Raw genomic sequence first — 20,003 nt, forward strand, 5'->3', positions numbered from 1 at the left:
AGTTCCGCATACGGGTCCGCATACGAGTTCCGCATGCACGAGACGTACCGTCTCGCGTGTGCCGACTGTAGCGCGATGCACCCCGCATGACAAGACGCTCCGTCTCGCGGCGGTCGGGGCAGACCCCTCCCGAGCGGATCAGCTCTGGACGCGATCGCCTCTGCTGTGGGCGATGCGCAACGCCTCGCGGAGGGACTCGGTCGTGCGGGTCAGGGCGAAGCGGATGGCTCGTTCGCCCGCCATGGCGTCGGCCAGTACCGCCTCGGAGCCCATCAGTACCTCACAGCCGGACGACAGTTGGGCCTCCTCCACCTCGTCGGCCAGGAGGGAGAGCAGGCTCCGGGGGTCGTCCGTGTCGAGGTAGCACGGCCTGCCCTCGGGTGAGGCCCATGGGAGCAGCCTCATCCGTTCCCGCTCCTGCGCTTCGTCCGCGTCGGTCATGTTGGTTCTCTCTGCCCTGACGCGAGCCGATTACCCTTCGTGCCCCGACGCTCACGCGTCCGGCGTACGCTCCGACAGGGCGGGGTCGCCGGGAGGTGGCGTCGCCGCGCCCGGCAGTCGTACGGAGGCCACCGTCCCGCCGCCGGGGGCCGCGCCCAGGGTCACCTCGCCGCCGGACTGGCGTACCGTACGGGCCACGATCGAGAGGCCGAGTCCCGAGCCCGGCAGGCTCCGCGCGGTGGGCGAGCGCCAGAAGCGGTCGAAGACGTGGGGGAGCTCCTCGGCGGGGATACCGGGGCCGCGGTCGCGGACCGTCAGTTCGCCGCCCTTCAGGGCGACCTCGATGACGGAGCCGGGCGGGCCGAACTTCACCGCGTTGTCCAGGATGTTGACCACGGCGCGCTCCAGGGCCGCGGGCTCCGCGCGGACGTACCAGGGGGCCAGGTCGGCCGTGAAGGTCAGTTCGGGGCCGCGCAGCCTGGCCCGTTCCAGGGCCGTCTCCACCAGTTCGTGCAGGGCGATCACTTGGACCTTGGCACCGCCGTGACCCGCGTCCGGGCGGGAAAGCTCCTGCAAGTCGCCGATCAACGAGGCCAGTTCCGTCATCTGTGCCTTGACGGAGGCGAGCAGTGCCCTGCGGTCGTCGGGCGGGATGGCCCGGCCCGTGTCCTCGCTGCGGGCCAGCAGCTCGATGTTCGTACGCAAGGAGGTGAGCGGCGTGCGGAGTTCGTGACCGGCGTCGGCGATCAGCTGCTGCTGGAGGTCGCGGGAGGAGGCCAGTGAGGCGGTCATCGAGTTGAAGGACTCCGACAGACGGGCGATCTCGTCGTCGCCGTCCACGGGAATGCGGAGGTCAAGGTCTTCTGTGCGGGCCACGTGCTCCACGGCCTCGGTGAGCCGGTTCACCGGGCGGAGCCCGGTACGGGCCACCCAGAGGCCGGCTGCGCCGGCGCCGAGGATGCCGATTCCGCCTACGGCGGTGAGCAGCAGGGCGAGACTGTTCAGCGGCTCGTCGACCTCCGAGAGCGGACGGGCCAGGGACACCGTGTACCGGCTGTCCGCGTCCACCTGGGTCAGAACGCGCACCGAGACCCCGCTGTCCGTCTTGCCGTCGTGCAGAGTCTGCTCCCGCAGGTGCTGGGCCACCTGTACGTCGGAGTCCTGCACCACCACGGGTGTGGAGTCGCGGCCCACGCAGCGCGAGCCGTCCGGCCGGATGATCTGGACGAAGACGGTGGTGGTTCCGGGCGGGGTCTCGGCGTTGGGGCTGATGCTGCCGTCATTGCAGGCGGCGGCCGTCAGGTCCAGGTAACCGCGGCCCACATTGAGGCTGCGCAGCGATTGGTCCATCTGGTCCCGCAACTGCGCGCGGGTGAGCACCCAGCAGGACACCGCGACCGCCGCCACCGCGAGGGCCACCGCCACGGTGACCAGCAACGCCAGCCGCGACCGCAGCGGAAGCCGGCGGAAGCGGCGTACGAGGCCGCTCACTCGCCGCCCCGCAGTACGTACCCCACGCCCCGCACCGTGTGCACGAGGCGGGGTTCGCCGCCCGCTTCCGTCTTGCGGCGCAGATACATGACGTACACGTCGAGGGAGTTGGAGGTGGGTTCGAAGTCGAAGCCCCAGACGGCTTTGAGGATCTGTTCGCGCGTCAGGACCTGGCGGGGGTGCGCGAGGAACATCTCCAGCAAGGTGAATTCCGTACGGGTCAGTTCGACCGTGCGACCACCCCGCGTGACCTCGCGCGTCGCCAGGTCCATCCGCAGGTCGGCGAAGGCGAGGGTGTCGCCCTCCTCGGCCTGCCCCGCCCCGGCGGCGTACGAAATGCGGCGCAGGAGCGCGCGGATACGGGCGAACAGCTCGTCCAGTTCGAACGGCTTGACCAGGTAGTCGTCGGCGCCCGCGTCGAGTCCCGTGACGCGGTCGCCGACCGTGTCGCGCGCGGTCAGCATCAGGATCGGCGTGGTCGAACCGGTGGCGCGGAGCCTGCGCGCGGCGGTGAGGCCGTCCATGCGGGGCATCTGGATGTCGAGTACGACGAGGTCGGGGCGGTAGGCCGCGGCCTTCTCCAGGGCGTCGGCGCCGTCGACGGCGACCTCTGTGCCGTATCCCTCGAACGCGAGGCTGCGTTGCAGTGCCTCCCGCACGGCGGGTTCGTCGTCCACGATCAGGATGCGCAGCTGCTCGCGGTCACCGGTGCGGTCGCCTTCGGCGGGGCTCATGGGCTTCGGACTTCCTCGGGTAAGGGGCGGAACGGGCCGGTATCAGCCTCGCACGCGGGGCGCTCGTTTCGGCCGGGGTCAGGTCTTCGAGCCGGAGCGGAGCTTGCCGAGGTCGTCCTTGACGGTGTTGATGGGGATGGCGAAGCCGAGGCCGACGCTGCCGGAGGCGGAGTCGCCGCCGCCCTGCGCCGACGAACTGGGCGCGTACATGGCCGAGTTGATGCCGATGATGTTGCCGTTCATGTCGATGAGGGCGCCACCGGAGTTGCCGGGGTTGAGCGAGGCGTCGGTCTGGAGCGCCTTGTACGTGGTCTTCGACGACCCGGTGTCGCCGTTGAACTCCTCCCCGCCGAACTCGAACGGCCAGCCGCCCTGCGGGCTCTGCGGCTGCTGCTGCCCCTCGCCGGTGGAGACGGTGACGTCCCGGTCGAGCGCGGAGACGATGCCGCTGGTGACGGTGCCGGTCAGGCCCTCGGGGGAGCCGATGGCGACGACCTCGTCGCCGACCTTGACGTTCTCGGAGTTGCCGAGGGTCGCCGGCTTCAGGCCGGAGGCGTTCTTCAGCTGGATGAGCGCGAGGTCCTTCTTGCTGTCCGTGCCGACGACCTCGGCGTCGTACGTCTTGCCGTCGTTGGTCCGCACCTTGATCGACGTGGCGCCGGAGATGACGTGGTTGTTGGTGATGACCTCACCGTCGCTCTTGGTGATCACACCGGAGCCGGTCGACTTGCCCTGTGCCGTCGTGGCGCTGATCTCCACGATGCTGGGGCTGACGGCCTCTGCGACACCGGAGACGGTGCCCTTCTTGCTCGTCGGCACGACATCCGTGCTGGTGGCGGAGGTGCCGGCGCCCTGGTCGGTGAGCGTCTGCACGGCGTACGCCGTTCCGCCGCCGATGGCCGCGGCCGCTATGGCGACGGCGGCGAGCAGGGCCACGGGGCCCTTGGCGCGGCGGCGCCGGGGGGCGGCGGGGTCGTGGGGTGCGTTCTCGGGTGCCTCCGGCGCGTGGGCGGGCGGGGGCGGGTAGGCGCCGCCCCGCGTACCGCCGTGGTGCACAGGCGCGGACGGCTGCTGCGTGGGGTACTCGCCGCTGTGGCGGAAGGTCTCGGTCATGTCTCTGAGAGTGACCGGCGTACATGAGAGCGGGCTTAGTACGTCCTGAGAAGCCCGGCAGAAGTACGTATGCCCCTTATAAAGCCGGGGGTACCCGGGACCGCCCCCTGCCCCTCGAGGCCGGACCCGGCTACTTACAGCCGCAGGACTGCCGCACCACCAACCGAGAGGGAAACAGCTTCAGCCGCTCCCGCCGCGACCCGGCGACGCGCAGCCCGTCGTCCAGGACGAGATCCACCGCGGCCCGAGCCATCGCGGGGCGGTCCGAGGCGACCGTCGTCAGTGGCGGATCCGTCAGCCCCGCCTCCTTGACGTCGTCGAAGCCGGCGACGGCCAGCCCCCCGGGCACGTCGATGCGCAGCTCCCGCGCGGCCCGCAGCACCCCGATCGCCTGGTCGTCCGTGGAGCAGAAGATGGCGGTGGGCCGGTGGGGCCCGGTGAGCAGCTCCAGGCCGACCTTGTACGCGTCGTAGCGGTTGTAGGGGGCTTCGAAGAGCCGCCCCTCCACCGACCGCCCGGCCTCCCGCATGGCGCGCCGCCAGCCCTCGACGTGGTCGGAGACGGGGTCGCCGACGGTCGGGGTCCCGGCCATGCCGCCGAGGCAGGCGACGTACTCGTGGCCGTGTTCGAGGAGGTGCCGCGTGGCGAGCTGCGCGCCGCCGACGTCGTCCGTGACGACCGCGACGTCGTCGATGGCCTCGGGCCGCTCGTGGAGCAGCACCACGCGCGCGTCCCACGCGTCTATCTCGGCGGCGGCCTGGTCGGTCAGGCCGTGGCTGACGAGGATGAGGCCGGAGACCCGCATGCCGAGGAAGGCGCGCAGGTAATGGGTCTCGCGCTCCTCCACGTAGTCGGAGTTGCCGACGAGCACCATCTTTCCGCGCTCGGACGCCGCCTGTTCGACGGCGTGCGTCATCTCCGCGAAGAAGGGCTGACGCGCGTCCGGCACGATCATGCCTATGAGGTCCGTACGGCGGGACGCCATGGCCTGGGCGACCCGGTCGGGCCGGTACCCCAGTTCCTTGATCGCGGCGAGTACACGCTCGCGCGTGGCCGGGGCGACCGGCCGGGGTCCGTTATTGATGACATAACTGACAACAGCGGTCGAAGTACCCGCCAGTCGCGCCACATCGTCCCGCGTCACCTTGGCCACGCGCGCAGTCTACGCGGATGGACCTACCGTCCCGTAGGCCGTACGACGGCTTCCCCGGCCTCGGGCGCCGCGGTCCCCTCGGACGCGGGCTTCGCCGCCTTCGCCTTCTCCTCCTCGGCGGCCCGCTCCACCTTCTCCGGGACCACGAACCGGTAACCGACATTCCGGACGGTCCCGATGAGCGACTCGTGCTCGACCCCGAGCTTCGCCCGCAGCCGCCGCACATGGACGTCGACCGTCCGCGTGCCGCCGAAGTAGTCGTAGCCCCAGACCTCCTGGAGCAGCTGGGCGCGCGTGAAGACCCGCCCCGGGTGCTGCGCCAGGTACTTGATCAGCTCGAACTCCTTGAAGGTCAGGTCAAGGACCCGGCCCTTCAGCTTCGCGCTGTACGTCGCCTCGTCCACGGAGAGATCGCCGTTGCGGATCTCCATGGGGGAGTCGTCGGAGGTGATCTGCTGGCGGCCCATCGCGAGCCGCAGCCGCGCCTCGACCTCGGCCGGTCCTGCCGTGTCGAGGAGTACGTCGTCGATGCCCCAGTCCGCGGTGACGGCCGCGAGGCCGCCCTCCGTGACCACGAGGACCAGCGGACAGCCGGGGCCCGTGGAGCGCAGCAGCTGGCAGAGGCTGCGCACCTGCGGAAGGTCGCGGCGCCCGTCGACGAGGATGACGTCGGCACCGGGGGTGTCGACGAGAGCGGGCCCCTCCGCCGGGGCGACGCGCACGTTGTGAAGGAGCAGGCCGAGGGCGGGGAGCACCTCCGTCGACGGCTGGAGGGCATTGGTCAGGAGCAGCAGAGAACTCATCGCCCCTCACCTGCTCGGGTCGTCCTGCGGTCGTGCACGTTTCGCTCGCCCATAACGTCGGTTCCTCCTCGGTCCCTGCGAGGACGTTTACGGCACTGCTTCGTACGTCTTGCTGCGTTGGCGTCGTTGGCGCCGTTTTCACTGCTGTGTTCCCGGGGCCCGCGCCCGCGGCCCCGCGCGCCGTCGTCTCACGGCGTGCCTGAAAGCACAAAAGGACCCGGGGGCGTCGCTGCCCGGATCCTCTGCCCAGCACAATAGCTCACATGAGTTCCGGTCCGGCAGGTCAAGCGGCGCGATCTTCTGTGCAGCCGATCACTCGCGAGCAGCCTCACGTTCGGCGTCGCGCAACGCTCCGTACACAGGACGGGGTCGCCATCGACGCGGCGTACGACTCCGGTCCCGGGCCGGGTGGCGGCGTCGCGGTCGTGGTCGCGCACGGCTTCAGCGGCGACCTGGCGCGGCCCCACGTGCGCCGCGTCGCGGGCGTCTTCGCCCAGCGTGCGGCCGTGATCACCTTCTCCTTCCGGGGGCACGGGGCCTCCGGCGGGCACTCCACGGTGGGCGACCGCGAGGTGCTCGACCTAGCGGCGGCCGTTCAGTGGGCGCGCTCGCTCGGCCACGCGCGCGTGGTGACCGTCGGCTTCTCGATGGGCGGCTCGGTGGTCCTGCGGCACGCCGCGTCGCACCGGGGGCGCACGGAAGCGCGGACCGACGCGGTGGCCGCGGTCAGCGCCCCGGCGCGTTGGTACTACCGGGGGACAGCGCCGATGCGGCGGCTGCACTGGGTCATCACGCGGCCCGCCGGGCGCGTCGTGGGCCGCTTCGGGCTCCGCACGCGAATCCACCCGCACGAGTGGGACCCCGTGCCCCTCTCCCCGGTGGAGTCCGTCCCCCTCATCGGCGGGACGCCGCTGCTCCTCGTGCACGGCACCCGGGACCCGTACTTCCCCGTCGACCACCCGAGGACACTGGCCGCCGCCGCGCCGCACGGCGCCGAACTGTGGCTGGAGGAGGGCATGGGGCACGCGGAGCACGCGGCCTCGGACGAGCTGATCGGGCGGATCGCGGCGTGGGCCACGGCATCATGGACGTCGGCAACCGCCGACTGAGAGGAGAGGTCGCATGGTGAACGGCACCATTCGTTACTGGGCCGCTGCCAAGGCGGCCGCGGGCGTCGCCGAGGAGCCGTACGCGGCGGTGACGCTCGCCGAGGCGCTGGACGCCGCCCGCGAGCGGCACCCCGGGGAACTGGTCCGGGTGCTGCGGCGATGCTCCTTCCTGATCGACGGCGACCCCGTCGGGACCCGAGGGCATGAGACCGTACGGCTGGCCGAGGGCGGCACGGTCGAGGTGCTCCCGCCGTTCGCAGGAGGATGAGCGCCATGTCCAATCAGCCGTACGAGGGGTACGAGGGGTACGACCCGTACTCCGACTCCGGGCAGCAGCACCCCGGCGCCCAGTACCCCGAGGCCCCGTACCCGGACCACCAGCAGCAGTACGCCCAGCAGCAGCCGTATCCGGACCAGCAGCAGTACGCCGCCCAGCAGCCGTACGCGGACCCGCAGCAGCAGTACGCCCAGCCCTACCCGGACCCCCAGCAGTACGCCCAGCAGCAGTACGCCCAGGGCCAGTACGGCCAGGACCAGTACGCGCAGAATCAGTACGCCCAGCAGCAGTACGCCCAGAATCAGTACGCCCAGCAGTGGGAGGGGCAGACCTGGGAGGCGCAGGCGCAGCCGCCCGCCGTGGCGGTGGACGTGACGGAGACCGCGTATCTGCCCTCGCAGGGTGAGCAGCAGGCTCCACCGGCGGCCGGTGCGGGAGACGCCGAGGACTCCACCTACGGCCCCGCCACCACCACCGGCAACGCCCGCCTCACCGACGCCCAGCGCGCCCGCGCCGAGGGCCGGTCGCCCGTCATGGAGCCGGGGATGCAGCCCGCGGCCCTGACCGCGCTCCTCGGGCTGCTGCTCGCCGCGGGCGCCGCCGCCGGGCAGTACGCGCTGCTCGTCCCGCTGGTGATCCTCCAGGCCGTGACCGCCGCCGGATGGTTCCGGCTCAACGGGATGTGGCCGGCGCGGCAGGGCATCGCGCTCGCCTTCCTCGGCGGTGTCGCCGCCGACGCCGCGCTCCTCGCCGTGGGCAGGCAGAACGCGCCCGCCGCGATCCTCGGCACTCTCGGCGTGTGGGTGCTGCTGGTGCTCGTCCTGCAGCTGCGCAGCCGTGCCGGGGCCGACGAGCGGATGTACGGGCTCATGGCCACCGTCGCCTCCGCCGCGCTCGCGATCATCGCCGCCGGGCACCTCGCGGCCGCGTCCGACGCCGTCACCGTGGGCGGCATCGCCGTCGCCGTCGCGGTCCTCGCCCGCGCGCTGCCGCTGCCGACGCCCGCCTCCGTCGTCGTCGCGCTGCTCGCGGCGGCCGGGGCCGGGGTCGCCGTCGGCGGCATGACGGACCTGGGGAACAAGGGCGCGCTGCTGGCCCTCGGCGCCGGTGTCTGCGCGCTGATCGGACACCGCGTGGCGAGCTACGACTACCCGTCCCGCTTCGTGCACATGACGGCGGGCGTCGCGCTGCCGCTGGCCGCCGCCGCGCCGGCCGTCTACCTCCTGGGGCGCGCCATCGGCTGACCACCGCCCTCGTACGCGATCGTCACAGCTGATCGACAGGTCCCCGGCCGGGCTCAATGGCCGGGGACCTGTCCTTTAGGCTCGCGGCAAGGACAGTAGAGGCGGGGGATCAGGGTGGGGGAACACCGGACATGAGCAAGCGCGCCGTACGAATACTTCTGATCGTCGTCGTGATCCTGGGGGGTCTGTTCGTGGCGGCCGACCGGCTCGCCGTGAACTTCGCCGAGGGCGAGGCGGCGGAGAAGCTGCGCACCAACGAGGGGCTGAGCGAGGCTCCCGACGTCTCCATCAAGGGGTTCCCCTTCCTGACCCAGGTCGCGGGCGGCGAGCTCGACGACGTGGAGGTCGGCATCAAGGACTACGACGCGAAGTCCGGCTCGGACTCGGTCCGCATCGCCGATCTGACGGCCCACATGAAGGGCGTGAAGTTCTCCGGCGACTACAGCTCGGCGACCGCCGCGACCGCCACGGGCACCGCCCACATCACGTACGACGAGCTCCTGAAGGCCGGCAAGTCCGAGCCCGTCGAGCTGCCGCTCGGCGCCACCGGCAAGGTCGTCGGCCTCTCCGACGGCGGCAACGGCAAGATCAAGGTCGAGGTCGAGGTCAGCAAGGGCGGCGCGAAGCTGCCCAAGCCCGTCCACGTACTCAGCTCGGTCCGGGTCGAGGGCGACACCATCGTGGTCCACGCCGACGAGATCCCGAAGAAGCTGGACGTGCTCGGCGTCTCCATCCCGCTGCCCGAGGGCATGGTCCGCGACGTCACCGACTTCGAGCAGAAGATCGACGACCTGCCGGCCGGGATCAAGCTGGAGAAGGTCGAGGTGGCCACGGACGGCGTGGACATGTCGGTGACGGGCTCGAACGTGAGCCTGACCGGCTGAGCCCCCTTGCGGAGCGGCCGCGTCCGAAGTGCGAGACGCAGCCGTCCGGCGGGCGGATGTGACGGGGACGACAGCGGGCCGGCGGCCCCACCGGGGCGGCCGCCGGCTTCAACCATTCTCACACTGTGGACGATCGAGTCTCACTATGCGGAGCACCGGTGACACAGCCGCCTCCGCATCCCTACGATCGACCCCATGAACCGACAGGCGGACCTCACGAAGCGGCGGGCAGTAGACCTGTGCCGCGTCGCCGCCATGCTCTGTCGCACCTTCTAGCGGGAGCTCGGACTCCCGTATTCCCCCGGCCCGTTGACGACTTCGGTCAGGGCCACCCCGTGCCACGTACGCCGCGCCTCCCCGCGTGCCACAGCCGTACCCGCACGTCCCCTCGCACCGCCGCACCGCCGTAACTGCCCCGGAGGAGAGAACTATGAGCCGCAGCGACGTCCTGGTAGACGCCGACTGGGTCGAGGCCCACATCGAGGACCCGAAGGTCGTCATCGTCGAGGTCGACGAGGACACCTCCGCGTACGACAAGAACCACATCAAGAACGCGATCCGCATCGACTGGACCAAGGACCTCCAGGACCCGGTCCGCCGTGACTTCATCGACCAGGAGGGCTTCGAGAAGCTCCTGTCGGCGAAGGGCATCGCGAACGACTCCACCGTCGTCCTCTACGGCGGCAACAACAACTGGTTCGCGTCCTACGCCTTCTGGTACTTCAAGCTCTACGGCCACCAGGACGTGAAGCTCCTCGACGGCGGCCGCAAGAAGTGGGAGCTGGACTCCCGCGACCTGGTCGACGGCGCCGAGGTGCCCAGCCGTCCCGCCACCGCGTACAAGGCCAAGCCCCAGGACACCTCGATCCGCGCCTTCCGCGACGACGTCGTGGCGGCCATCGGCGCGCAGAACCTGGTCGACGTGCGCTCGCCCGACGAGTTCAGCGGCAAGCTGCTCGCCCCGGCCCACCTCCCGCAGGAGCAGTCGCAGCGCCCCGGCCACGTGCCCAGCGCCCGCAACATCCCGTGGTCGAAGAACGCCAACGACGACGGCACCTTCAAGTCGGACGACGAGCTCAAGGCCCTCTACGAGGACGAGCAGGTCGACCTCTCCAAGGACACCATCGCGTACTGCCGCATCGGTGAGCGCTCCGCCCTGACCTGGTTCGTCCTGCACGAGCTGCTCGGCCAGACCAACGTCAAGAACTACGACGGCTCCTGGACCGAGTACGGCTCGCTCGTCGGCGTGCCGATCGAGCTCGGCGCCAACAAGTAAGACCCCCCGCTCAAGTTAGACACCCCGACCTCCCTTCCCCCTCAGGAGTACACATGTGTGGAGCAAAGGCCGGCGGCCCCGACGCTTCGACGATCAAGCCCGGTGAGACGACGATCCAGGGCCAGGTGACCCGCGACGGCGAGCCCGTCACCGGTTACGTGCGCCTGCTCGACTCGACCGGCGAGTTCACCGCCGAGGTCCCGACCTCGGCGACCGGTCAGTTCCGTTTCTACGCCGCCGAGGGCACGTGGACCGTCCGGGCGCTGATCCCCGGCGGCACGGCCGACCGCACGGTCGTCGCGCGGACGGGCGGCCTCGCGGAGGTCGCGATCGCGGTCTGACCGCGATCGGGTCCTTACCGCGCCGAGAACGGCTGAAGGGCCGCACCCCAGGGGGTTGGACGCCACTGGAACGGGGTGCGGCCCTTCGGCTCGTCCGGGCCTAGGCTGGACGTATGTACGCGCGACGGCGCCATGCCTACTTCGTCATGATGGGCACGTGCGTCGCCCTGTTCGTCCTGGCGTGGGGCGTCGTGCGGCTCTGGTCCGTCCCCGTCGCCGTCGGCATGTGCGTGGTGGCGATGGTGATCCCACCGGTCGCCGCCATGGTCGCCAACCGGCGCGGACCCGAGGACCGCTGGTGGGACGATCCCTCGGGCGACCCCAAGTCCGACGAGTGGTGGGACGAACTGGACGGCAAGCGGCACCGTCGGTAGACCGGCGGTCAGTACACGAGCGCCTGGACGCCGTCCGTCGTCACCTCCTGGACGAAGACCTGCGCCCCCGCGATCCGCACGCCCGCGATGACGTCCTGCTCCGAGATGTCGCGCCGCGCCGCGCACTGCGTGCAGAGCGTGATCCGGCCCGCCGACATGATCGAGTCGATCAGATCCGGCAGCGGCGCCGCGTGCGGCAGATCGAACTCGGCCGCGCGCCCCGGAAGCGCGAACCACGACGACTCACCGGTCAGCCAGAGCGACACCTCCACTCCGCTGGCCACGGCCACGGCCGCCACCGTGAAGGCCTGCGAGCAGCGCTCAGGGGCGTCGGCCCCGGCGGTCACCTTGATCACGAGCTTCTTCGCCATGGCCGCATCGTAAGGCCCCTCACAGAGAGGGACGGGCGCCGCCCGACTACAGTGGGACCGGCTCTGATACCTGCCCCACCAGCTCACCGAGGAGCACCCCGTGCTTGAGGCCTTCTTCTCCGCCCTGCTCGTTCTCGTCTGCGTCGGCGTCCTCGCCTTCACCGGGCTCGCCGTGAAGAAGCTGTACCAGGGCCAGCGCTGACCACCGCCACCTCCAGACCTCCACAGATCGCCTGAGCTTCCCATGATCGAGATTCCGTCCGACCTGAACCCCGACCTCCTCCCCCTCGCCTTCCTCCTCGGCAACTGGGCGGGCGCGGGCGTCACCGACTTCCCCGGCGCCGAGAAGGCGAACTTCGGCCAGGAGGTCTCCTTCACGCACGACGGGCGGGACTTCATCGAGTACCGCTCGTACACCTGGGCGCTCGACTCCGAGGGCAACAAGGTCAAGCCGCTGGAGTCCGAGTCCGGCTTCTGGCGCATCGACAAGGACCGCAAGGTCGAGGTCGTGATGGTCCGCGACGACGGCGTCGTCGAGGTCTGGTACGGCGAGCTGGCCGACAAGAAGCCCCAGATCGACCTGGTCACGGACGCCGTGGCGCGCACCGCGGCCTCCGGCCCCTACACCGGCGGCAAGCGGCTCTACGGCTATGTGAAGGGCGACCTGATGTGGGTCGGCGAGAAGCAGACCCCCGAGGTGCCGCTGCGCCCCTACATGTCGGCGCAGCTGAAGAAGGTCGTCACGCCCGAGGAGGTCGCCGACATGGCGCGCAATCTCGGTGATCTGCCCGACGACGGCATCGCTTTCTTCAAGTAGACCTAGACTTCACGGTGTGGCGAGTACCGACTCCGACTGGAAGAGCGACCTGCGGCAGCGCGGCTACCGGCTGACACCGCAACGCCAGCTTGTCCTCGAAGCCGTCGACACCCTTGAGCACGCGACCCCCGACGACATCCTCTGCGAAGTGCGCAGGACGGCGTCGGGGGTCAACATCTCCACGGTCTACCGCACGCTGGAGCTCTTGGAGGAGCTGGGCCTCGTCTCGCACGCCCACCTCGGGCACGGCGCGCCGACGTACCACCTGGCGGACCGGCACCACCACATGCACCTGGTCTGCCGGGACTGTACGGACGTCATCGAGGCCGACACGGAGATCGCCGCGGAGTTCACCGCCAAGCTGCGGGAGACCTTCGGCTTCGACACCGACCTGAAGCACTTCGCGATCTTCGGGCAGTGCGGGACGTGCTCCCGGAAAGAGAAGCCCGGCCAGAGATAAAAGCCGCGCCCCGCTGGTCGTACTCTTTGTGAACATGAAGAGCCCCTTGTTGTCCCTGCCCGGCGCCGTCCCCGCCGAGGGCGTGGACGAAGGCGTCGCCGCGCACTACGGCGAACTGTTCCGCGAGCAGCGTTCCCTCGCCGACGGCGCCGGTTTCGTCGACCTCTCGCACCGCGGCGTGATCACCGTCACCGGGTCCGACCGGCTGAGCTGGCTGCATCTGCTGCTCACCCAGCACGTCAGCGAGCTGCCGCCCGGCCAGGCCACCGAAGCACTGATCCTCTCCGCCAACGGTCACATCGAACACGCGCTCTATATCGTGGACGACGGCGACACCGTCTGGGCGCACGTCGAGCCCGGCACGCAGGACGCGCTCATCGCGTACCTGGAGGGCATGAAGTTCTTCTACCGCGTCGAGGTGGCCGACCGGACCGACGACTTCGCCGTCGTCCATCTGCCGGCCGGTTCGATCGCCGCGGTCCCCGAGGGCGTCGTCGTACGCGAGACGGCACACGGCCGCGACCTGTTCCTGCCGCGCACGGACCTGGAGTCGTACGCCGCCGGGCACGGCCCCGCGGCCGGGCTCCTCGCGTACGAGGCGCTGCGGGTCGAGTCCCACCGGCCGCGCCTCGGCTTCGAGACCGACCACCGCACGATCCCCCACGAGCTGGGCTGGATCGGCACGGCGGTGCATCTGCAGAAGGGCTGCTACCGCGGGCAGGAGACCGTCGCCCGCGTCCACAACCTGGGGAAGCCGCCACGCCGCCTGGTCTTCCTCCACCTGGACGGGAGCGAGGTGCATCTGCCGGTGGCGGGTACTCCGCTGCACCTCGCCGCTGAAGGGGCCGAGGGGCGGAAGCTGGGATTCGTGACGACGGCCGTACGCCATCACGAGCTGGGGCCGATCGCGCTGGCTCTCATCAAGCGGAACGTGCCGGTCGATGCGGAGCTCGTCGCCGGGGACATCGCTGCCGCGCAGGAAGTCGTCGTCGAGCCGTAGGGGCGCGCCCCGCGGTCACATGTCCAGCACCACCGTGAACGGACCGTCGTTCGTCAGCCCCACCCTCATCTGCGCCCCGAAGCGGCCCGTCGCCACCGTCGCGCCCAAGGAGCGCAGCTGAGCGACCACCTCGTCGACCAGGGGCTCGGCGACATCGCCGGGGGCGGCCGCGTTCCAGGTGGGGCGGCGGCCCTTGCGGGCGTCTCCGTAGAGCGTGAACTGGCTGATGACCAGCAGCGGCGCGTCAATGTCGCTGCACGACCTCTCGTCGGCCAGCATGCGCAACGTCCAGAGTTTGCGGGCCAGTTGGGCCGCCTTCTCCTTGGTGTCGTCGTGGGTGACGCCCACCAGGACGCACAGGCCCTCGCCGCTGATCTCGCCCACCGTCTCGGGGCCGTCCTCGCCGTCGACGACCACGCTCGCGCCGTCGACCCGCTGTACCACTGCTCGCATACGGCCATCATGCCGTGCCGTGCGGGCGTTCGGGCGCGGCCTCCCGGATGCTCCCGATCCCCCCATCTGGGGCGGATTCCGGGCACTCATTCACATAGCGGCCACTGGGGGTGGCACCATGCTCACACGCGGTGTACCGCGTAGGCCGGTCGAGGGGACGGGGAGAGGCATATGAGCACACCAGGTACGGGGCAGCCGCCGGGCCACATCTCGCTGCGGCGCACGCCGGTTCCGCGTCCGCCGACACAGCGCACGAAAGGCCCGCTGCTGCCCGACGTGGCCGGGCATGATCTGGTCGCCCGGCGCCTGCCCGATCTGCGGGAGCTGCGGCGGGCGGCGCAGCAGGACGAGGCCGACCTCAGCTATGTGCGGCGGCTGCTGCAAGGGCGCATCGACATCCTGCGCGCCGAGATCGCGCGCCGTCGGGTCCCGCTGGCGCCCACGCCGGACGCGCCCGTCGTCGACCGGCTCTCGGAGATCCTCGCGGACGCACCGGCCCGGCACCGCTCCTCGGCCCGGCACGTCACGCTCGGCACTCCGCACAGCGAGGAGTACCGCCTCCTGGCCACGGAGATGCTCGCCGAGGTGCAGCTCTCCGACCTCGCCGCCCGCACGGACGAGGAGCTGCACACGGCCATGGGGCGCCTGGTCCGGTACGAACAGCAGGTCTCGCGGCGCCGGCAGTCGCTGCAGCGCACGGCGGACGACTGCAGCGCGGAGATCGCCCGGCGGTACCGGGAGGGTGAGGCGCAGGTGGACGACCTGCTGGTGTGACGCGGGCGGGGCGGGCGGCCGGTGACATATGCCGGTGCGTAAATGGAGTGCGGTCGCGGCGCCGCCCTGCCTAGCGTGGGCGCATGAGTGATCACGAGGGTGATGTCGAGGTAAGGGCGGTCGCCGACGCCGAGTTGCCCGGCTGGATGCGGGCCGCCCAGGCCGGGTTCCTGCAGGCGCGGGCCACCATCTCGGACCAGGCCCTGGCCAACGTGCGCTCGCGCGGTGACATGGGCGGCATGCAGGGCGCCTTCGACCGCGGCCGCTGCGTGGGGACGTACCGGTCCTACCGGCAGCAGCTCACCGCGGTGGGCGGTGCCACCGTCGCCGCCAACGCGATCTCCGCGGTGACCGTGAGCCCCACGCACCGGCGCCGTGGCATCCTCAGCCGCATGATGGCCACCGACCTCGCCGCGGCGAAGGAGCGCGGTGACGTGGTGGCCACGCTCATCTCGGCGGAGTACCGGATCTACGGGCGGTACGGCTTCGGGCCCGCGACCGCGGCCACCGAGTGGACGGTCGACGTGACCCGCTCGGGGCTCGACCCGCGCTGGTCGCGGCCGGAGGAGGCGGGCGCCCGCATCGACCTCGTCGACGGTGAGGACGTACGCAAGTTCGGGCCCGAGCTGCATGAGCGGTTCAGGGCCGCGCGGCACGGCGCCATCGACCGCGACGAGCGCTGGTGGCTGATGAACACCGGGCAGCTGGCCGCGCCCGAATTCCCCTGGGAGGAGCCGTTCTACGCCCTCTACCGCGATCCGTCGGGGCGCGTCGACGGCCTGCTCGTGTACCGCACGCCCCCCTACGACTGGGATGACTCCTTGCTGCCGCGGAACTCCGCGACGGTGCTCTCGATGACCGCCGTCACGCCCGCCGCCGAGCGCGCCCTGTGGCACTACGTCTGCTCGGTCGACAAGGTCGTCACCGTGAAGAGCGGCTGGCTGGCCCCCGACGACCTGCTTCCCCAGCTGCTGCCGGATCCTCGTGCCGCCCGGGTGACGGGGCACGCGGACTGGCTCTGGGTGCGGCTCCTGGATGTCGTACGGGCCCTGGAAGCGCGTACGTACGGCGGGGCGGGCGCGCTCGTCCTGGAGGTCGTCGACGAGGCGGGGCTCGCGGGCGGGCGCTACCGGCTTGAGGCGGCGCCGGACGGTGGCGGGGTGTGCGTGCCGAGTGGGGAGGCCCCCGATCTCAGTCTGAGTGTGGGCGAGTTGGGGCGGGTGTGGCTCGGTGACGAGTCCATGGCGCGGCTCGTGGCGCTGGGGCGGGTGGTGGAGGAGCGGGCCGGGGCGGCCGCGGTGGCCGACGCCCTGTTCAGGACGGCCAGGCGTCCGTGGTGCCAGGACCTTTTCTGAGGCAGGCCCAGGGGGCGAGGGGCGTGTGTGAGCCCCGGCCCCCCGTAGCCGGGAGCCGGGGCTCGGTTCTCCGACGGTGACCGGACTCCCGGCTCCCCTCCGGATGGGAGCCCGGTCAGTCGGATCCGTCCAGCCGGGCGGGTCAGCCCGACTGTGCGAGGAGCAGGACGAGGAGCGCTGCCCCGACCCCGCTGATCTTGTTGTTCTTGGCCTTGATCCCCACGGTCAGCAGGACGAAGGCGACGATGCCCAGTGGACCGTACTTCCACTGGATGAGCTGTTCGAAACCGATGGCGAGGGCGGCGACGACGATGGCGATGAGCGGCATGACGTTCCTCCTTCGGGATCGGGGCGGCGGACCCCGTTGGGCCGGTGACCAACTGGCTGTCCCGGGAGCGAACTTCGCCGCGGCTGCCGATGGCTGGTGGCCAACCCCGGAGGGATCTGACCATGTCGCCAAAGTTGGCTACCAACTTCAACTGACTTATCTCCGCCAGGAGACGACTCATAACCACCTTTCCTGCAACTCCCGTAAGATGGCGCGAAGTTGTACTGTTTGGTTGTGAGCACGGAACACGCACCCGTCAACGGGAGCAAGAGGCGGCGTTCACACCGAGAGGTGGCCGACGCGCTGCGCGACCGGATCAGGTCCGGATCGCTGCGGCCCGGTCAGCGCATGCCGACACAGGCCGAACTGGCCGACGAGTTCGGCGTGGAGCGCGGAGCCGTGCGCGAGGCGCTGCGCATCCTGCACCGTGAGCACCTCCTGTCCAACGTGTCCAAGGGCAGCCCCGCCACGGTCGCGGAAGCCCCGGAGCGCGCGCTCGACACGGTCGCCTCGGCGCGCCCGCAGCCCACGACGGTCGGCCTCGCGCCCCGCGTCGCGGCGGCCTTCGAGGCCCCCCACGTGGAGATAGACGCGCTCTGTCTGACCTCCGTCTCGCTCACCATGGCGATCGGCGAACCGCTCCGGCAGATCCACGCCGGACAGCGCAAACCGGCCAAGGTCGACGTCCGGGTGCTGCTGCCGAGCCGCGACATCGACCTGGCCTTCCCGATCCCGGTCGACAGCGGGGACGACGAGGGCGGCCGGATCCACCGCCGCTGGCTCGACCAGCGCAACGCGCAGGGGCAGGTGCTGCGCCACAACCTCCTGGCGCTGCGGGCCTCGCACGGCATCGACGTGTCGGTGCGGTTCCGCGCGCTGCCGTTCACGCCGCCGGTGAAGCTGTATCTGATCAATGGCGCGGAGGCGCTCTTCGCGTACTACACGCTCACCAAGCGGGACGAGGAGATCGGTCAGGAGTCCCTGGAGATGTACGACGCGCAGGGCACGCAGTCGATGCTCTTCCCGTTCAAGGAGGGGGACGACCTGCGGGACACGACGTTCGTGGAACAGTCCCACCTGTGGTTCAACGCCCTGTGGAACACGATCAGCAGGGACCTGGAGCTGGCGGCGGGCTGATCGCGGACACCCGCCGCCGGCCGGTCAGATCGCCGGCCCCGTCACCATCAGGGCGAGGACGGCGGCGCCGATGGAGCTGCACGTGGGGCTCTTCGCCTTGACCCCGATGGTCAGCAGGAGGAGACCGGCGATGCCCATCGGGCCGTACTTCCACTGCACGAGCTGCTCGACGGTGACCGCGACCACGGCTGCGAGGAGGGCTATGACGGGCATGGTGGTTCCCCCTTCTGCCATCTTGAGCAAGTTGGCAACCAACTCTGCTTGAGTTGTCCCCACTTGGCCGGACGGAATAAACAACTCCAGTCAACTGCCCCGAGATGGCGGTCAGTTGTATCTTTTGGTCGTGACCCAGGAGAACGTTGCAGTGAACGGCAGCAGAAAGCTCTCACCCCAGGACATCGCCGACACCCTCCGTGACCGCATCCGGGCGGGCCTGCTCAAAGCGGGGGACCGTCTGCCGACCCAGGCCGAGCTCGCCGAGGAGTTCGGTGTGGAGCGCGGGGCCGTGCGGCAGGCGATGAAGAAGCTCCAGAGCGAAGGTCTCCTGTCCAACGTCAGCAAGGGCAGCCCGCCCCGCGTCGCCGCTTCGGACCCGGCCCCGGCGAGCCAGGGCCCCCAGCCCTCCATGGTCGCCCTCGCCCCCCGCCTCGCCGCGGCGTTCGCGGAGCCGGATGTGCGGATCGACGTGGTGTCGTACACCGCCGAGACGCTGATGATCGCCCTCGGCGAGCCGGTGCGCCTGATTCACGAGGGCCGCATCCGCCCCGAGTCGATCAAGGTGCGCATCCTGCTGCCGAGCAGCGACATACAGCTGGCCTTCCCGGTGCCGATCAAGGGCGACGCGGAGAGCCGGCACCGCCTCCACCAGCGCTGGCTCGCCCAGCGGAACGCGCAGGGCCAGGTGCTGCGGCACAACCTGCGCGCACTGCGGGCCTCGCACGGCATCGACGTGTCGGTACAGTTCCGCGCGCTGCCGTTCACCACGCCGGTCAAGCTGTATCTGCTGAACGGAGGGGAGGCGTTGCTCGCGTACTACACGCTGGTCCCGCAGCAGCTGGAGCTGAGCGACGACGGCGGCAGCGACAACGTGGACCTCTATGACGTCCCGGGTATCAAGGCGCCGCTCTTCTCCTTCGGCAAGGCGGTGGAGGCCTCGCGCGACGCCCTGTTCGTCGACGAGTCGCAGAAGTGGTTCGACGCGCTCTGGGCAACCATCACCACGGACCTGACACTCTCTTAAGTGACCTCTGACTCGACGCGATCCGACGCGATATGGCCCGAGATGCTCGATGAGGAGACCGAAAGGCTCCGAGATCTGATCGGTCCTGTTCGATTCGTACTCTTCGACTTCGACGGCCCCATCTGCCGCCTCTTCGCCAGGCTCTCGGCCGAGGAGGTGGCGAAGGACCAGGTCCGGCGTCTGGAGGGGCGGGGCCTGCGCGGCCTGCTCACCGCGGAGGAGCGGCAGGAGCCCGACCCCTACCTGGTGCTGCGCGCCGTCGACCGTCGGCGTCCCCGGAGCGACCTGGTCGAAGAGCTGGAGGAGCGGCTCACCCAGCAGGAGCTGAACGCCGTGGCGTCCGCCTGGCCCACGGCGTACGTCGATCCGCTGATCCGCACCTGGTCGGCGGTCGGCGTCCGGCTGGCCGTCACGACCAACAACTCCCCGCGCGCCGTCAGCAGCTACCTCGCCTCCCGCGGCCTCCTGGAGTGCTTCGCCCCGCACATCTACGGCCGCACCCAGGACCTGCGGCTGCTCAAACCGGACCCGCACTGCGTACTGCGCGCCCTGAGCGCCCTGGGCGCCGACCCGAAGGCCACCTTGATGATCGGCGACGCCCCCACCGACTACGCGGCGGCCCGGCGGGCCGGGGTGGGCTTCCTCGGCTACGCGCGCAACGGACGTAAGGCAGGGCTGCTGCGTGACGCGGGCGGCACCCATCTCGTCTCGTCCCTGGAGCCGGTCCTGCGCTGTCTGCGCAAGGGGGCTTGAGGAGGCACGAAGGAGCGGGCGGTGGTGGTGAACGGCGCGCCGGTGTCCACGATGCGGCAAGTGGCAAAAACGGTT

General features: G+C 70.7%; 26 protein-coding genes. 16 read left to right on the forward strand and 10 right to left on the reverse strand.

The window, feature by feature from the left end; genetic code table 11:
• Positions 1-138: 138 nt before the first annotated feature.
• From ACWDVB_RS21785 to ACWDVB_RS21810, 6 genes are all read right to left on the reverse strand, one after another.
• On the reverse strand, positions 139-441 hold the full coding sequence (locus ACWDVB_RS21785; protein WP_451516427.1) for a hypothetical protein: 303 nt from the start codon (positions 439-441) through the stop codon (positions 139-141).
• Positions 442-492: 51 nt separating this feature from the next.
• Entirely contained in the window at positions 493-1,932 is a 1,440-nt protein-coding gene (locus tag ACWDVB_RS21790; RefSeq protein ID WP_451516428.1) for a sensor histidine kinase, read from the reverse strand.
• Entirely contained in the window at positions 1,929-2,666 is a 738-nt protein-coding gene (locus tag ACWDVB_RS21795; RefSeq protein WP_451516429.1) for a response regulator transcription factor, read from the reverse strand. The genes ACWDVB_RS21790 and ACWDVB_RS21795 overlap by 4 nt, the downstream gene beginning before the upstream one ends.
• 78 nt (positions 2,667-2,744) lie before the next feature.
• Complete coding sequence (locus ACWDVB_RS21800) at positions 2,745-3,779, reverse strand: S1C family serine protease (RefSeq protein WP_451516430.1); 1,035 nt, start codon at positions 3,777-3,779, stop codon at positions 2,745-2,747.
• 130 nt (positions 3,780-3,909) lie between these two features.
• Complete coding sequence (locus tag ACWDVB_RS21805) at positions 3,910-4,932, reverse strand: LacI family DNA-binding transcriptional regulator (protein WP_451516431.1); 1,023 nt, start codon at positions 4,930-4,932, stop codon at positions 3,910-3,912.
• A gap of 23 nt (positions 4,933-4,955) precedes the next feature.
• Positions 4,956-5,735 (reverse strand): response regulator transcription factor, encoded by a 780-nt coding sequence (locus tag ACWDVB_RS21810; RefSeq protein WP_451516432.1) that lies wholly within the window; start codon positions 5,733-5,735, stop codon positions 4,956-4,958.
• A 263-nt stretch (positions 5,736-5,998) separates the two neighbouring features.
• Here ACWDVB_RS21810 and ACWDVB_RS21815 point away from each other — a divergent pair, with 263 nt between their 5' ends.
• From ACWDVB_RS21815 to ACWDVB_RS21850, 8 genes are all read left to right on the forward strand, one after another.
• Complete coding sequence (locus ACWDVB_RS21815; RefSeq protein WP_451516433.1) at positions 5,999-6,844, forward strand: alpha/beta hydrolase; 846 nt, start codon at positions 5,999-6,001, stop codon at positions 6,842-6,844.
• A gap of 13 nt (positions 6,845-6,857) precedes the next feature.
• Positions 6,858-7,112, forward strand: coding sequence for a MoaD/ThiS family protein (locus ACWDVB_RS21820; protein WP_451516434.1), 255 nt, complete (start codon positions 6,858-6,860; stop codon positions 7,110-7,112).
• A gap of 5 nt (positions 7,113-7,117) precedes the next feature.
• Positions 7,118-8,365, forward strand: a complete 1,248-nt coding sequence (locus tag ACWDVB_RS21825) for a hypothetical protein (protein ID WP_451516435.1) — start codon at positions 7,118-7,120, stop codon at positions 8,363-8,365.
• A gap of 131 nt (positions 8,366-8,496) precedes the next feature.
• Positions 8,497-9,249: an LmeA family phospholipid-binding protein gene (locus ACWDVB_RS21830; RefSeq protein ID WP_451516436.1), complete on the forward strand. Its 753-nt coding sequence runs from the start codon at positions 8,497-8,499 to the stop codon at positions 9,247-9,249.
• A 195-nt stretch (positions 9,250-9,444) separates the two neighbouring features.
• The gene (locus ACWDVB_RS21835) at positions 9,445-9,525 is read left to right on the forward strand and encodes a putative leader peptide (RefSeq protein ID WP_356580218.1); all 81 of its coding nucleotides are present in this window, start codon (positions 9,445-9,447) and stop codon (positions 9,523-9,525) included.
• A gap of 154 nt (positions 9,526-9,679) precedes the next feature.
• Entirely contained in the window at positions 9,680-10,525 is an 846-nt protein-coding gene (locus tag ACWDVB_RS21840) for a sulfurtransferase (protein ID WP_451516437.1), read from the forward strand.
• Positions 10,526-10,578: 53 nt separating this feature from the next.
• Entirely contained in the window at positions 10,579-10,866 is a 288-nt protein-coding gene (locus ACWDVB_RS21845; protein ID WP_062773190.1) for a DUF1416 domain-containing protein, read from the forward strand.
• Between the two features lie 113 nt (positions 10,867-10,979).
• The gene (locus ACWDVB_RS21850; protein ID WP_451516438.1) at positions 10,980-11,240 is read left to right on the forward strand and encodes a DUF3099 domain-containing protein; all 261 of its coding nucleotides are present in this window, start codon (positions 10,980-10,982) and stop codon (positions 11,238-11,240) included.
• Positions 11,241-11,248: 8 nt separating this feature from the next.
• On the opposite strand, the gene ACWDVB_RS21855 is transcribed toward ACWDVB_RS21850, so the two are convergent.
• Positions 11,249-11,611, reverse strand: a complete 363-nt coding sequence (locus tag ACWDVB_RS21855) for a DsrE family protein (protein WP_451516439.1) — start codon at positions 11,609-11,611, stop codon at positions 11,249-11,251.
• Between the two features lie 244 nt (positions 11,612-11,855).
• Between ACWDVB_RS21855 and ACWDVB_RS21860 the strand changes: the two genes are divergently transcribed.
• Genes ACWDVB_RS21860 through ygfZ form a run of 3 tightly spaced genes read left to right on the forward strand, consistent with a single transcriptional unit; the run spans position 11,856 to position 13,888 of the window.
• Positions 11,856-12,428 (forward strand): FABP family protein, encoded by a 573-nt coding sequence (locus ACWDVB_RS21860; RefSeq protein WP_451516440.1) that lies wholly within the window; start codon positions 11,856-11,858, stop codon positions 12,426-12,428.
• Positions 12,429-12,444: 16 nt separating this feature from the next.
• Positions 12,445-12,888: a Fur family transcriptional regulator gene (locus tag ACWDVB_RS21865; RefSeq protein WP_451516441.1), complete on the forward strand. Its 444-nt coding sequence runs from the start codon at positions 12,445-12,447 to the stop codon at positions 12,886-12,888.
• A gap of 34 nt (positions 12,889-12,922) precedes the next feature.
• A complete protein-coding gene (gene ygfZ / locus ACWDVB_RS21870; RefSeq protein ID WP_451516442.1) occupies positions 12,923-13,888 on the forward strand; it encodes a CAF17-like 4Fe-4S cluster assembly/insertion protein YgfZ in 966 nt (321 codons plus the stop codon).
• Between the two features lie 15 nt (positions 13,889-13,903).
• Here the strand turns inward: ygfZ and dtd are convergent, their stop codons facing one another.
• A complete protein-coding gene (gene dtd / locus ACWDVB_RS21875; RefSeq protein WP_451516443.1) occupies positions 13,904-14,341 on the reverse strand; it encodes a D-aminoacyl-tRNA deacylase in 438 nt (145 codons plus the stop codon).
• Between the two features lie 171 nt (positions 14,342-14,512).
• On the opposite strand from dtd, the gene ACWDVB_RS21880 reads away from it, so the two are divergent.
• On the forward strand, positions 14,513-15,115 hold the full coding sequence (locus ACWDVB_RS21880; protein ID WP_451516444.1) for an RsiG family protein: 603 nt from the start codon (positions 14,513-14,515) through the stop codon (positions 15,113-15,115).
• 83 nt (positions 15,116-15,198) lie between these two features.
• Complete coding sequence (locus tag ACWDVB_RS21885) at positions 15,199-16,470, forward strand: GNAT family N-acetyltransferase (RefSeq protein WP_451516445.1); 1,272 nt, start codon at positions 15,199-15,201, stop codon at positions 16,468-16,470.
• Positions 16,471-16,612: 142 nt separating this feature from the next.
• Here the strand turns inward: ACWDVB_RS21885 and ACWDVB_RS21890 are convergent, their stop codons facing one another.
• On the reverse strand, positions 16,613-16,798 hold the full coding sequence (locus ACWDVB_RS21890; protein ID WP_451516446.1) for a hypothetical protein: 186 nt from the start codon (positions 16,796-16,798) through the stop codon (positions 16,613-16,615).
• Positions 16,799-17,026: 228 nt separating this feature from the next.
• On the opposite strand from ACWDVB_RS21890, the gene ACWDVB_RS21895 reads away from it, so the two are divergent.
• On the forward strand, positions 17,027-17,935 hold the full coding sequence (locus ACWDVB_RS21895; RefSeq protein ID WP_451516447.1) for a FadR/GntR family transcriptional regulator: 909 nt from the start codon (positions 17,027-17,029) through the stop codon (positions 17,933-17,935).
• 24 nt (positions 17,936-17,959) lie between these two features.
• Here the strand turns inward: ACWDVB_RS21895 and ACWDVB_RS21900 are convergent, their stop codons facing one another.
• A complete protein-coding gene (locus tag ACWDVB_RS21900; protein WP_451516448.1) occupies positions 17,960-18,148 on the reverse strand; it encodes a hypothetical protein in 189 nt (62 codons plus the stop codon).
• 124 nt (positions 18,149-18,272) lie between these two features.
• Between ACWDVB_RS21900 and ACWDVB_RS21905 the strand changes: the two genes are divergently transcribed.
• Together ACWDVB_RS21905 and ACWDVB_RS21910 are read left to right on the forward strand one after the other, a co-directional pair.
• Complete coding sequence (locus ACWDVB_RS21905; protein ID WP_451516507.1) at positions 18,273-19,175, forward strand: winged helix-turn-helix domain-containing protein; 903 nt, start codon at positions 18,273-18,275, stop codon at positions 19,173-19,175.
• Between the two features lie 42 nt (positions 19,176-19,217).
• The gene (locus tag ACWDVB_RS21910; protein WP_451516508.1) at positions 19,218-19,928 is read left to right on the forward strand and encodes an HAD family hydrolase; all 711 of its coding nucleotides are present in this window, start codon (positions 19,218-19,220) and stop codon (positions 19,926-19,928) included.
• Positions 19,929-20,003: the final 75 nt, after the last annotated feature.

This window comes from Streptomyces sp. NPDC003379 (assembly GCF_053589195.1).

Coding starts and splice junctions, on each gene's coding strand:
- ACWDVB_RS21785 (WP_451516427.1), bottom strand. CDS start 441: ATGACCGACGCGGACGAAGCGCAGGAGCGGGAACGGATGAGGCTGCTC.
- ACWDVB_RS21795 (WP_451516429.1), bottom strand. CDS start 2,666: ATGAGCCCCGCCGAAGGCGACCGCACCGGTGACCGCGAGCAGCTGCGC.
- ACWDVB_RS21800 (WP_451516430.1), bottom strand. CDS start 3,779: ATGACCGAGACCTTCCGCCACAGCGGCGAGTACCCCACGCAGCAGCCG.
- ACWDVB_RS21810 (WP_451516432.1), bottom strand. CDS start 5,735: ATGAGTTCTCTGCTGCTCCTGACCAATGCCCTCCAGCCGTCGACGGAG.
- ACWDVB_RS21815 (WP_451516433.1), top strand. CDS start 5,999: ATGAGTTCCGGTCCGGCAGGTCAAGCGGCGCGATCTTCTGTGCAGCCG.
- ACWDVB_RS21820 (WP_451516434.1), top strand. CDS start 6,858: ATGGTGAACGGCACCATTCGTTACTGGGCCGCTGCCAAGGCGGCCGCG.
- ACWDVB_RS21825 (WP_451516435.1), top strand. CDS start 7,118: ATGTCCAATCAGCCGTACGAGGGGTACGAGGGGTACGACCCGTACTCC.
- ACWDVB_RS21830 (WP_451516436.1), top strand. CDS start 8,497: ATGAGCAAGCGCGCCGTACGAATACTTCTGATCGTCGTCGTGATCCTG.
- ACWDVB_RS21835 (WP_356580218.1), top strand. CDS start 9,445: ATGAACCGACAGGCGGACCTCACGAAGCGGCGGGCAGTAGACCTGTGC.
- ACWDVB_RS21840 (WP_451516437.1), top strand. CDS start 9,680: ATGAGCCGCAGCGACGTCCTGGTAGACGCCGACTGGGTCGAGGCCCAC.
- ACWDVB_RS21845 (WP_062773190.1), top strand. CDS start 10,579: ATGTGTGGAGCAAAGGCCGGCGGCCCCGACGCTTCGACGATCAAGCCC.
- ACWDVB_RS21850 (WP_451516438.1), top strand. CDS start 10,980: ATGTACGCGCGACGGCGCCATGCCTACTTCGTCATGATGGGCACGTGC.
- ACWDVB_RS21855 (WP_451516439.1), bottom strand. CDS start 11,611: ATGGCGAAGAAGCTCGTGATCAAGGTGACCGCCGGGGCCGACGCCCCT.
- ACWDVB_RS21860 (WP_451516440.1), top strand. CDS start 11,856: ATGATCGAGATTCCGTCCGACCTGAACCCCGACCTCCTCCCCCTCGCC.
- ygfZ (WP_451516442.1), top strand. CDS start 12,923: ATGAAGAGCCCCTTGTTGTCCCTGCCCGGCGCCGTCCCCGCCGAGGGC.
- dtd (WP_451516443.1), bottom strand. CDS start 14,341: ATGCGAGCAGTGGTACAGCGGGTCGACGGCGCGAGCGTGGTCGTCGAC.
- ACWDVB_RS21880 (WP_451516444.1), top strand. CDS start 14,513: ATGAGCACACCAGGTACGGGGCAGCCGCCGGGCCACATCTCGCTGCGG.
- ACWDVB_RS21885 (WP_451516445.1), top strand. CDS start 15,199: ATGAGTGATCACGAGGGTGATGTCGAGGTAAGGGCGGTCGCCGACGCC.
- ACWDVB_RS21890 (WP_451516446.1), bottom strand. CDS start 16,798: ATGCCGCTCATCGCCATCGTCGTCGCCGCCCTCGCCATCGGTTTCGAA.
- ACWDVB_RS21900 (WP_451516448.1), bottom strand. CDS start 18,148: ATGCCCGTCATAGCCCTCCTCGCAGCCGTGGTCGCGGTCACCGTCGAG.
- ACWDVB_RS21910 (WP_451516508.1), top strand. CDS start 19,218: ATGCTCGATGAGGAGACCGAAAGGCTCCGAGATCTGATCGGTCCTGTT.